Here is an 11,597-nt window from a genome sequence, read left to right on the forward strand (position 1 = left end):
GGTGGCGTCAGCGGCAGATGGCCAGGGCGTCCAGCGCCACCGCACCTTGGCCCCGCGGGAGGACCATCAGCGGGTTGATGTCCAGCTCCGACAGCACACCGCCCAGCTCCAGCGCCATCCGCTGGACGCGGAGGACGACCTCCACCAGTGCGTCCACGTCCGCCGGCGGCGCTCCCCGCACGCCCTCCAGCAGCGCATGCCCGCGCAGCTCGGTCAGCATCGCCCGCGCCTGGTCCTCCCCGAACGGGGGGACCCGTACCGCCGCGTCGTGGAGGACCTCCACCAGGACCCCGCCCAGCCCCACCGTCACCGTCGGGCCGAACAGGTCGTCCTGCGTGACGCCGACGACCATCTCGACCCCCCGTTCCACCATCTGGCAGACCAGGATGCCGTCGAGCGGGACGTCCTCGTAGCGGGCGATGTCCGTCAGCTCCCGATAGGCGTCGCGGATCTGACTCGCCGAGGTCAGGCCGATCTTCACCAGGCCCAGCTCCGTCTTGTGCGCGAGCTGCGGCCCCGAGGCCTTCATCACCACCGGGTAGCCGACCAGGCCGGCCGCCCGTACCGCGGCCGCCGCGCTGGTCACGAGCTGCTCGCGGGGCACCCGTATTCCGTAGGCCCGCAGCAGCTGCTTCGCCGCGTGCTCGCTGAGCTGCTGGCCCGGCCGCATGAGCGCCTGCGCCTTGCGGTACGAGGGGGACGGAGTCCGCGGCGCGTCCTCGAAGGGGGAGCGGTAGGCGGCCGTGAACCGGTGGTGGCCGAGGTAGGCGCGGACGGCGGTGATGCAGTTGCCGAACGTACGGAACGTGGCCACGCGGGAGGAGCCGAGCAGGGTGGTGCGGTAGGCCTCCTCGGTGCCGACCGGGGAACCCCAGATCACGCAGATCAGCTTGTCGCTCTGCTCGGCCGCGTCCACCAGGTCCTGCGCGAGCTTGTCGCTCATGGGCGGGAAGGGCCCGGTGATCGGGCAGATCAGCACACCCACGGCCGGATCGGCGAGGATCGCGTCGATGATCTTCCGGCCGCGCCAGTCGCCGACCGGGTGGCCGCCGTTGTCGACGGGGTTGGCGACGTTCAGGTACTCCGGGATCCATTGGTGGAGCTCGTCCTGCTTGGCCGGGGAGAGGGTGGGGAGGCTGAGCCCGGCCTCGGTCGCCAGGTCGGAGAAGTGGGCTCCGGTGCCGCCGGAGATGGAGTACACGACGACCCCGTCGGCCAGCGGCTTACGGGCCCTCGCGAGCAGGGCGGCGGTGTCCTGGAGCTCGTCCAGGCCGTCGACGCGGATGACGCCGAACTGCCGCATCGCGGCGTCCACGACGGTGTCGGCGCCGGTCAGCTTCCCGGTGTGGGAGGCGGCCATCCGGGCGCCGGTCTCGGTGCGGCCGACCTTGACGGCGACGACGGGGACGCCGTTGCGGGCGGCCCGGTCGGCGGCCAGCAGGAAGGACCGGCCGTCCTTGAGGCCCTCCACGTAGCAGGCGATGGCGCCGACCTCGGGCTGCTCGGCGAAGTAGGAGATGAAGTCGGAGGTCTCGAGGTCGGCCTCGTTGCCCGTGGGAGCCCAGTGGGAGAGCCGGATGCCCAGCTCCTGGAGGGTGTAGACGGGCCGGCCCTGGTGGCCGGACTGGGTGATCAGCGCGATCGCCGGGCCGTCGAGGTCGTCGCGGAACTTCTCGAAGGCGTTGAGGTTGGTGTTGGGGCCGAGGAGACGCAGGCCCGAGCGCCGGACCGCGGCGGCGAGCCGGGCCTGGGCGGCGGCGCCAGCGTCACCGGTCTCGGCGAAGCCGGAGGCGAAGGCGACGGCGAACTTCACCTTGGCCTCGGCCAGTTCCTCGATCACCGGCAGGGGATCGCCGACGAGGAGGACGGCGAGGTCCACCTGCTCGGGCAGGTCGGCCACGGAGGCGTGACAGGGCAGACCGAAGACGGTGGGGCGGGTGGGGTGCACGGGGTGGATCCGGGCGCCGACGCGCTCCGCCCAGGCGATGAGCTGGCGGGTGATGCCGGTGTTCGGTCTGCCCTCGGCGTCGGAGGCGCCGATGACGGCCACGGACTCGGGCCGGAAGAACCGGTCCAGGTCGGGGGCATCGGCGTGCAGGGGCCGTCCGCTGACGTCCACCGCGACCGTGTCCGCGGCGGACGGCGCCGCCGTGGAGTGGACGGCCGTCCTGGGGGACTCCCCGCAGGCCTCGACACGTGCGCGGAAGTCGGTGGTGAGGGTGCCGTGAGTAGATCCAAGCATCGTTCCGCCCGCTCCTGCTCGATGAACCTCAATAACTGACGCGTAGTCAGATTACTGAACTGACGTGTCGTCAGGAACAGTGCTGCGTAGGAAAGCTGGTGGAGGTGATGTGTGGAACGGTCCCAGATCCCGCCGGGACGGGTCCAGGACCGGATTCGGCCTGTTCTGCGGAAGACCGGAAAGGGGCGACTTCGGCGGCCCGGCGGACCGATGACCCGGCGGACCGATGGCCCGGCGGACCGATGGCCCGGCGGACCGACGGTCCGCCGGATCGGCGCCTACGCGAGCGGGTCGACCGGGCGGAGGCCCGTGTCCGGGAGGGGCTCGGCCGGCGGGAGGCCGGTTCCGGGGCCGAGCCGGCGGGACAGGGCCTTGGCGATCTTCTCGGCGTCCAGGGCCATCTCGCGGAACATCCCGCTGATGGGGTTGGTGAAGCCGGTGAAGTACAGGCCGGGGGCCTGTGCGGACGTACGGGTGCCGTGCGTACGGGGCCTGCCGCGCCCGTCGAGTACGTCCAGGTGTCCGACCAGGCCCTCCAGGCCGCGCCGGTATCCCGTGGCCGCGACCACCGCGTCCGGGCTGATCCGCGATCCGTCCGCGAGCACCACCTCGGCGCCCTCGAACGAGGCGACGGCGGCGACCGGTTCGACCCGGCCCGTGCGCACGGCATCGATCAGGCCGACGTCCTGGACCGGGATCGCGCCCTCCTTGACCCGGCTGTACAGGCCGTTGCCGGGGCGGGGGAGTCCGTACGCCGCCAGGTCGGGGACGGACGCCTTGGCGACGAGCGCGCCGAGCCGGTCCACGAGCCGTACGGGCAGCCGCCGCACCAGGATCCCGGTGCGCTGCGCGGGCCAGCCCGCGGTGGAGCGGCGCACGATGTGCGGGGCGGTGCGCACGGCGAGCCGCACCCGCGCGGCCCCGCCCTCGGCCAGGTCGACGGCTATCTCGGCGCCGGTGTTGCCGGTGCCGACGACGAGCACGTCCCGGCCCTCGTACGGCATGGCGTTGCGGTACTCGGCGGCATGCAGCAGCTGCCCGGCGTACGCGTCGCGGCCCGGCCAGTCGGGCAGTGCGGGCGTGTGGTTGAACCCGGTGGCGACGACGACGGCCCGGGCGTCGAGCACCCGCCCGCCGGTGGCGTGCAGGAGCCAGCCGTCCCCGCCGGGGGCGGGGTCGATCCGGATCACCTCGACGCCGGTGACGAGCTCCAGCTCGTGGAACTCGGCGTACTTCTCGAGGTACCGCACCACGTCGTCGCGCGAGACCCACCGGCCGAACCGGCGCGGCATGGCCAGCCCGGGGAGGGCGGAGAGCCGCCGGGTGGTGTGCAGGTGGAGGCGGTCGTAGTGCTTCCGCCAGGAGGCGGCGACCTCGTCGGACTTCTCGACGACCACCGCGCGGACCCCTCGGGCGCGCAGCGCGGCGGCCGCGGCGAGGCCTCCGGGGCCGGCGCCGATCACGTACACCGGGCGGGGCTGGGTGGTCAAGTCGGGGGGTGTGGGGACTCCGGGCATGAGGAGTGAGCGTATCGACACACAGCGTTGATGGGTCGCGGACAGGGAGGGAATCGATTGCGGATCGATCACGGACGGCTTCCGGGCCCGGGCGGGACCCTTGCGGGATCGCTGCCGATCCGCTGAACTGACGTACCGTCAGATCAGGGTGGCAAGGGAGGAGGGCCCGATGCAGACCGTCTGGCTCAGTGGGGCCGAATGGCTCGCCGTGCTCCGGATAGGCCTCGGCCTGTGGTGGCTGGAGAGCTGGCGGCACAAGGACAAGAAGGGCTGGTTCGAACGCGGCACCGGCATCGCCTGGGCCGCCGACGTCGCCGGCAAGCACCGCTGGCCGTTCGTGAAGGGCGGCTTCGAGAAGGTCGTCCAGCCCCGCCCGCGACTGATGGCGTACATCGTCGTCTACGCCGAACTCGCCCTCGGCCTGGGCCTGGTCCTCGGCTTCCTGACCCCGATCGCCCTGGTCGGCGGCCTGCTCCTGAACCTGCTCTACCTCGTCCTGATGATCCACGACTGGGCCGAGCAGGGCCAGAACGCGATGATGGCCCTCATCACGCTCGTCGCGCTCTTCGCGATGGCCTGGCAGACGTGGTCCCTGGACGCGGCGACGGGACTCTTCCTGTGAGCACCCGCTACGACCTCCCCGAGGCCGACGACTTCACCCGCCCCTACTGGGATGCGGCCGCCGAGGGCCGGCTCCTGCTGCGCCGCTGCGCGGACTGCGGGCGGGCCCACCACTACCCGCGGGAGTTCTGCCCCTTCTGCTGGGCCGGCGAGGACCGGGTGGCCTGGGAGCCGGCGAGCGGCCGCGCCACCCTCTACACCTGGTCGGTGATCCACCGGAACGACCTCCCGCCGTTCGGCACGCGCGTCCCGTACACGGCGGCCGTGGTCGACCTGGCCGAGGGCCCGCGGATGATGACCGAGGTGGTGGACTGCGCCCCGGGGGAGCTGCGCATCGGGATGCCGCTCCAGGTGACGTTCCGCGAGGCGGCGGAGGGTGTCCACGTGGCGGTGTTCCGCCCCGGGGGCTCCTGACGGACCGTAGGACACCTTCCGGATGACCGGGCGCGGGGTCTGGCGACACACCCGTATGGCCGCCGGGTGCGGGTGCGGGTATCGCACAGCGGATCTGCCACTGTGTGTAGCGGCCCACCACTGTGTGTAGTGGGCCATGAAAACCTACACGGTCCTGTGAATTCGGGAGGAAGTCATGACCGAGGGCGAAGCCATGAGCCTGTTCGAGCAGATCGACACGGATGGCGACGGGCAGATCAACATCGTCGAACTGGCGAACCACTTCAAGCGCGAAGGCCACCACGGACACCTCAGGGAGAAGGTGACCGCGGCCATGGAGTCGGACAAGAACCGTGACCGCATCATCGACTTCAACGAGTTCCAGGACATGATGAAGTAGGCCGCCGCGAGGGAAGACAGCCCCCCTGGGCCCTACGGTCCCAAGGGGGCTGAGGCCGAGGCTGAAGTGCGCCTTGCCGCCCGGCGCCCCCTAGGGCCAGAGCAGCTCGCGGGCCCAGCCGGTGCCGTCGTCGTCGCGGCGGTAGCGCAGCCGGACGTGTCGGCGGGCCGCGTCACCCTGGAAGAACTCCACCTCAGCGGCGTCCAGCACGTACCGGGTCCAGGTCGGGACCGGGGCGTCCGGCTCGGCACCGGCCCGCTCCCACGCGGCCGCCGAGGCCTCCGCCAGCTCCTGCACCGAGCCCAGCATCTCGCTCTGCCGGCCCGTCAGCGCCGCCGCGAGCGCACCCCGCGAACGGACCGCCAGGTCCGCCCGGCTCTCCTCCGCCCCGCAGGCCGTGACTCGGCCGCGGATCCGGATCTGCCGGGCCACGGCGGGCCAGTAGAACCCCAGCGCGGCGTCCGGCCGGCCGGCCAGCTGCCGGCCCTTGGCGCTGGTGGCGTGCGAGGCGAAGTGCCAGCCCTGCCCGTCGGCGTCGTGGAGCATCAGGGTGCGTACGTCGGGCCGCCCGTCGGCGTCCACCGTCGCAAGGCTCATCGTGTGCGGCTCCGGCTGCCCGGCCCGGGCGGCGTGCAGGAACCACTCCCGGAACAGCGCCAACGGCTCGGCGGGCGCGGCCCCGGGGTCGAAGCCGGGCAGCGGGCCGTCCCACACGCGCAGGGAGTGCAGGGTGGCGTGGAACGCCTCGATGTCATCCATCTCGGAGCTGCTGATCTCGCGGGTCATGCCGCTCATCGAACCATGCGACCCGCCTTCGGTATTCGCCGGAACGGGGGCGGAAGGGTCAGCGGGGACGTGGGGGGCGGGGTCTGGGTGAGCGGTGTCGGTAAGGCGAGCCGGGCTGTCGGGGCGGGGGCCGTGCACTCGGCGTCGGAGAGGCTCGACCGGCATGTCGGGGGCGGGGTCCGTGCACTCGACGTCGGAAAGGCCCGACCGGAACGTCGGGGGCGGGGCAGCGGGAGCGGCAGCGGAAAGCTCAGCCGGGATGTCGGGGGGCGGGGTCTGTGTGAGCGGTGTCGGTAAGGCGAGCGGGGACGTCGGGGGCGGGGTCGGTGTGAGCGGTGTCGGTGTGTGTCCGGGGGTGTCCCGTCAGTCCACTGTCCTTCCGTGTCGTGCCGGCCCGTCAAGGGCGCTCCTCCTTCGTCGTCGCGTCGCTTCGCGATGGCCTTCGGCCACCCTTGACCGACCGACCCGCCCCGGAATGCCATAAGACTGCCGGGAAGCCCCCGAAGGAATGGCCGGGGGGTTCATGTTCCGATTGGCCCCGATCAGAGATGCTGACCGGCGGCCCCTGTCCATCCGCACCCAGGCGACCAGGACCACCGATCCAGGCCGGTGCCGGGCCGCGGGGAGGGGAACGCCTCCCTCAAGGGCCCAGATGAAGCCCTTTCCGGACCCGGGCGGGGTCAACCCGCACCAGACAGCGGCCAGATCCCCCTGTCGGTAGGAGTTGGTCCGTGGACGCCCCAATTCGCTACGTGCTCCTCCTGGCTTGGCGTCCGCCGGCCGTCTGGGGCTGGACATAGGTCGCCCATGGCCGGCGCAGGCCGGCCCGGGATGCGACTGCGGGTTGTTTGTCCCGTTTTGGCGGCCGGTTGAGACGTGAAGGGGCGCTTGTCGGAGTGGGGGGTTGAGAAATCCGCCATCAGACTCCGTCTGGCCCCCTTTCGCTCCCCAGCAGGCTGCAGACGCCCGAAAACCTGGCCACGGAGGCGTCTGGGCGGCTTATGGCAGCCCCAGACGGCCGTTGGACGCCGAGAGATGAGGAGCGCGTAGCGATCTGGGGCGCCTGCGGGCCCACTCCTACCGACAGGGGGATCTGGCCGCTGTCTGGTGCAGGTTGACCCTGCCCGGGTCCGGAAAGGGCTTCCTTTGGGCCCTTTGGGGGACTGTGGCCTCCCCCTGGCCCCATCCTGCTCTTGCTCGGTGGTCCCGGGGAATGGGGTGCGGATGGACAGGGGCTCCTGCTCGGCATCTCTGATGGGCCCTCATCGGAACATGAACCTCCCGGCCATTCCTTCGGGGGCTTCCCGGCAGTCTTATGGCATTCCGGGGCGGGTCGGTCGGTCAAGGGTGGAGCGCAGCGACATCGCGAAGCGACGCGACGACGAAGGAGGAGCGCCCTTGAGGGATCGGCACGACACGGAAGGACAGTGGACTGACGGGACGCCCCCGGACACACACCGACACCGCTCACGCATACCCCGCCCCCGACATCCCGGCTGGCCTTACCGACGCGGAGCGCATGGACCCCGCCGCCCGCACGTGCGCCAGCTTTCGCGCCGCCGGGTGGGTGGCCCCCGCCGCCCCGCCTGCCGTTCCACCTTCCGCCGCCGAGTGCGCGCCCCTGCCGCCTCACCTTCCGTTCGGCCTTCGGCCGGCGGGTGCGTGGCCCCCGCCGCCTCCTTCCGTTCGGCCTTCGGCCGACGGGTGCGTGGCCCCCGCCGCCCTCTTCTGTTCCGCCTTCCGCCGCCGAGTGCGCCCCCGCCGCCCGGCGTCACGACCGACACCCCCGGCCCCGAGCAGGCGCACCCCCCCCTCACCCCCGCCCCAGGATCACCGTCCCCGACGAGCAGAACCAGCCGCCCGTGCCCGATGCCAGGGCCACCTCGGGGAGGTTGCCGTTGCGCTTGGTGACCTGGCGGGCCGGGCCGGCTTCGCCGCGGAGTTGGCGGACCGCTTCGACCAGCAGGAACAGGCCGCGCATGCCCGGGTGGCAGGCCGAGAGGCCGCCGCCGTCGGTGTTGACCGGCAGTTCTCCGTCCCGTAGGAGGCGGCCCTTCTCCACGAAGGCCCCGCCCTCGCCCTTCGCGCAGAAGCCGAGGTCCTCGAGGGTGACCAGGGTCATGTACGTGAAGGCGTCGTAGATCTCCGCGAGGTCGACGTCCGCCGGGGTCACCCCCGCCCGCTCGAACGCCATGCGGCCTGAGACGGCTGCTGGGGAGACCGTGAAGTCCTCCCACTGCGACATCGTGGTGTGGGAGACGGACGTGCCCGTGCCCAGGATCCACACCGGGGACTTGGCGGTGTCCGGTACGTAGTCCTCCGCCGCCAGCAGCACCGCGCAGCCGCCGTCGGAGCGGATGCAGCAGTGCAGCTTCGTGAAGGGGTCCGCGATCATCTCGCCGGACAGGACGTCGTCCACCGTGATCGGGTCGCGGAACATCGCGTCCGGGTTGGTCGCCGCGTTCGCCCGGGCCTGGACTGCCACCGAGGCGAGCTGCTCGAGGGTCGTCCCGTACTCGTGCATGTGGCGCCGCGCCGCCATCGCGTACTTGGAGATCAGCGTGTGTCCGTAAGGCACCTCGAACTGCAGCGGCCCCCGCGCTCCGAACGAGAGGTTCGAGGTGCGCCGCCGGGCCTTGATGTCGGCGCGCGCCGTGGATCCGTACACGAGCAGCACGGCGTTGGCGTGGCCGGCCGCTATCGCGTCCGCCGCGTGCGCCGCCATGACCTCCCAGGTCGAGCCGCCCACCGAGGTGGAGTCGACCCAGGTGGGGCGCAGCCCCAGGTACTCGGCCACCTCGACGGGCGCGAGGATGCCGAGGCCGGCCGAGGCGAAGCCGTCGACGGCGGAGCGGTCCAGGCCGGAGTCGGCCAGTGCCCGCCGGGCGGCCTGTGCGTGCAGGGCGTACGGGGTGGGGCCGTCCACCCGGCCGCAGTCCGAGAGGGCGACGCCGACGACGGCGACCCGGCGGCGTCCGTTGCGAGGTTCAGGCGTGGGTCCAGGCATGCATCCGACCGTACATCTGACGTATCGTCAGTTTCTAGTCCACGCAATCCGATCCCCCTCCCGTCGCCTTTTGGTCCCCCTTCGGCACCCGACCTCCCCGCCCCCTGTGCATCTGCCGCCGACCGCCCTAACATGACGGCCCGTCAGATACGGGGAGGAGCCCGACGATGGATGCCGCCTTCACCGCGGAGCAGGACGAGATGCGCCGTACCCTGCGCGAGATCCTGGGCAAGCGCTGCGGCCCGGACGAGGTCAAAGCCGCCGTCCGCACCGCCGCCGGACACGACCGCGAGCTGTGGCAGCAGCTCTCCGCGCAGCTCGGCCTGCCGGGCATCGCCGTCGCCGAGGAGTACGGGGGCGTCGGCTGCGCCCCCGCCGACCTGGCCCTGGCCTGCGAGGAGACCGGGCGGGCGCTGCTGCCCTCGCCGCTGCTGGCCACCGCCGTGCTCGCCGTACCGCTGATCACCGCCCTCGGCGCCGCGGCCCAGCGCTCCGCACTGCTCCCGCCGCTCGCGGCCGGCGGGCTCACCGCGGCCCTCGCCGTCCCCGGCCAGGCGCTGTCCACCGCCCTCGCCCTGACCGGCGACAACGCCCCCGGGGAGTGGGCCGGCGGGGGCCGGGCCGGCGGGGTCCAGGCCAAGGCCGGTGAGGACGGCGGCTGGCGGCTGTACGGGGAGGTCGCGCAGGTGCTCGACGGGCACAGCGCCTCCCTGCTGCTGGTCGCCGCGCACACCGGCGGGTTCGCCCGGAGCCGGACCCTGCTGTTCCTCGTACGGGAGGACGCCCCCGGGCTCGTCCGGTCGCGGCAGGCCACCCTGGACGAGACCCGGCCGCAGGCCCGTATCCAACTCCGCGACACCCCGGCCGAGTTGCTCGGTGTCGACGGCGACAACACCACCGACGACGGCGTCCTCGCCGCGCTCGCCGCCACCGGGCGCACCGCCGCCGCCGTCCTCGCCGCCGAGGCGGTCGGCGCGGCCGGGCAGGCGCTGGCCCGCACGGTGGAGTACGTACGCCAGCGCGAGCAGTTCGGCCGGCCCGTCGGCTCGTTCCAGGCGGTCAAGCACCGCCTCGCCGACCTCTACGTACACGTGCAGGCGGCCCGTTCGGCGGCCTACTACGCCGCCTGGGACCCCCGGCAGGGCGGCCTCGCCCTCGCCCAGGCCCTGGAGGCCCTGCGGGTGACGTCCGGCGAGGCGATCCAGCTGCACGGCGGCATCGGCTTCACCTGGGAGCACGACGCGCACCTGTACTTCAAGCGGGCTGCGGCCGACGAGCTGCTGTTCGGCCCGGTCCACCGGCTGCGCGCGCACGCCGCCCACCGTGCGGGCCTGTTCACCGCCCCACAAGAGAAGGTGGCCGTCTGATGGCAATGGCAGCCGGCGTCAAGCTGATGCAGAAGGTCTCCTCGACCATGCTGTTCGCCAAGATCGCACCGCACTTCATCCCCGCCGTGGACAAGGCCGTGCACAAGCTGACCCGCGGCAAGGTCATGCTCAGCGCCCAGATGCTGCCCGGTGTGATCCTGACCGCCAAGGGTGCGAAGACGGGCGAACCGCGCACCACGCCGCTCGCCTGCATGCCGGAGGAGGGAGGGGCCGGCTGGCTCCTCATCGGTTCCAACTTCGGCCGCCCCGGGCACCCGGCGTGGACCGGGAACCTGCTCAAGCACCCTGACGCGGACGTGAGTTGGAAGGGCCAGGACATCGCCGTACGGGCCCGGCTGTTGGAGGGCGAGGAGCGCGCGGCGGCGTGGCAGGCCGTGCTGAGGTTCTGGCCGCCGTACGCGACGTACCAGGCGCGCATCGAGCGCGAGATCCGGCTGTTCCGTCTGGAGCGTCGCTGATCGCAGGCGGGGGGAGGGGGAGGGCGGCGGACCCCGGGGAGGGTCCGCCGTTACTTGGTCGGCTTCTTGCCCGTGATGCCCAGGTGGACGAGCAGCGCCAGGTTCGGCTTGAGCTCGGCCTGCTTGACGCCCCAGGTCTGGAAGCCCTTCTGGTGCGAGGCCACCGCGGCCAGCATCGCGACCAGTGAACCCGCCATCGCCGCCGGGCTGAGGTCCTTGTCGACCTTGCCCTTGGCCTGGAGTTCCTTCATCGACTCCGTGAGGGAGTTGGTGACGGAGTTCAGGATCTTCATGCGGATCTTGTAGAAGCGCTTGTCGCCCTCGGCCGCGCCGAGGTCGACGACCCGCAGGATCGCGTCGTTGCGCCGCCAGAAGTCCAGGAATCCCTCGACGAGTTCCTCGGCGGCCTGCCAGCCGGCCTTGCCGACCCAGTTGCGGCCCTCGACGAGCGCCGTCAACTGCGCGCCCTCCGTGGCCATTTGCTCGGCGATCTCCAGGACGGCGCCCTCGACGTCCGGGAAGTACTGGTAGAAGGTCGCGGGGGAGGTGCCGGCCTTGCGCGCGACGTCGATCACCTTGACGTCGCGGTACGGCGAGGAGCTGAGCATCTCGCTGAGGCAGTCGAGCAGCTTCTGCCGCGTCGCCTGACCGCGCCGGCCGGCAACGCGGCCGTCGACGGTGCGTACTTGTCCTGTCATGCCGTCAGCTTACCGAGGGGTGATCTGCGCGCGATTCGGCCGCCTGCAAATGGGGTTACCCGACGCCTGGCCTGGGCGGAGCCCCCA

10 protein-coding genes are annotated in these 11,597 nt (G+C 72.3%); 5 read left to right on the forward strand and 5 right to left on the reverse strand.

The features are described from left to right. Positions 1-7: 7 nt before the first annotated feature. On the reverse strand, positions 8-2,242 hold the full coding sequence (locus AB5J51_RS22940) for an acetate--CoA ligase family protein (RefSeq protein ID WP_133897709.1): 2,235 nt from the start codon (positions 2,240-2,242) through the stop codon (positions 8-10). A gap of 278 nt (positions 2,243-2,520) precedes the next feature. After that, on the reverse strand, positions 2,521-3,759 hold the full coding sequence (locus tag AB5J51_RS22945) for a flavin-containing monooxygenase (protein WP_369778526.1): 1,239 nt from the start codon (positions 3,757-3,759) through the stop codon (positions 2,521-2,523). A 169-nt stretch (positions 3,760-3,928) separates the two neighbouring features. On the opposite strand from AB5J51_RS22945, the gene AB5J51_RS22950 reads away from it, so the two are divergent. From AB5J51_RS22950 to AB5J51_RS22960, 3 genes are all read left to right on the forward strand, one after another. After that, entirely contained in the window at positions 3,929-4,381 is a 453-nt protein-coding gene (locus AB5J51_RS22950) for a DoxX family membrane protein (protein WP_369778527.1), read from the forward strand. After that, positions 4,378-4,794, forward strand: coding sequence for a Zn-ribbon domain-containing OB-fold protein (locus tag AB5J51_RS22955; RefSeq protein ID WP_136225648.1), 417 nt, complete (start codon positions 4,378-4,380; stop codon positions 4,792-4,794). The genes AB5J51_RS22950 and AB5J51_RS22955 overlap by 4 nt, the downstream gene beginning before the upstream one ends. Before the next feature lie 175 nt (positions 4,795-4,969). After that, on the forward strand, positions 4,970-5,173 hold the full coding sequence (locus AB5J51_RS22960) for an EF-hand domain-containing protein (protein WP_053786469.1): 204 nt from the start codon (positions 4,970-4,972) through the stop codon (positions 5,171-5,173). A gap of 90 nt (positions 5,174-5,263) precedes the next feature. On the opposite strand, the gene AB5J51_RS22965 is transcribed toward AB5J51_RS22960, so the two are convergent. After that, the gene (locus tag AB5J51_RS22965; RefSeq protein WP_206310748.1) at positions 5,264-5,959 is read right to left on the reverse strand and encodes a pyridoxal 5'-phosphate synthase; all 696 of its coding nucleotides are present in this window, start codon (positions 5,957-5,959) and stop codon (positions 5,264-5,266) included. Positions 5,960-7,772: 1,813 nt separating this feature from the next. Then, positions 7,773-8,966, reverse strand: a complete 1,194-nt coding sequence (locus tag AB5J51_RS22970; protein WP_369778528.1) for an acetyl-CoA acetyltransferase — start codon at positions 8,964-8,966, stop codon at positions 7,773-7,775. Positions 8,967-9,133: 167 nt separating this feature from the next. Between AB5J51_RS22970 and AB5J51_RS22975 the strand changes: the two genes are divergently transcribed. Together AB5J51_RS22975 and AB5J51_RS22980 are read left to right on the forward strand one after the other, a co-directional pair. Next, a complete protein-coding gene (locus AB5J51_RS22975) occupies positions 9,134-10,333 on the forward strand; it encodes an acyl-CoA dehydrogenase family protein (RefSeq protein ID WP_369778529.1) in 1,200 nt (399 codons plus the stop codon). 5 nt (positions 10,334-10,338) lie between these two features. Beyond that, entirely contained in the window at positions 10,339-10,812 is a 474-nt protein-coding gene (locus AB5J51_RS22980) for a nitroreductase family deazaflavin-dependent oxidoreductase (protein ID WP_369780292.1), read from the forward strand. Positions 10,813-10,862: 50 nt separating this feature from the next. Here the strand turns inward: AB5J51_RS22980 and AB5J51_RS22985 are convergent, their stop codons facing one another. Next, positions 10,863-11,510 (reverse strand): TetR family transcriptional regulator, encoded by a 648-nt coding sequence (locus tag AB5J51_RS22985; protein WP_053790587.1) that lies wholly within the window; start codon positions 11,508-11,510, stop codon positions 10,863-10,865. Between the last annotated feature and the right edge of the window lie 87 nt (positions 11,511-11,597).

This window comes from Streptomyces sp. R33 (assembly GCF_041200175.1).
Classification (GTDB): domain Bacteria; phylum Actinomycetota; class Actinomycetes; order Streptomycetales; family Streptomycetaceae; genus Streptomyces; species Streptomyces katrae_B.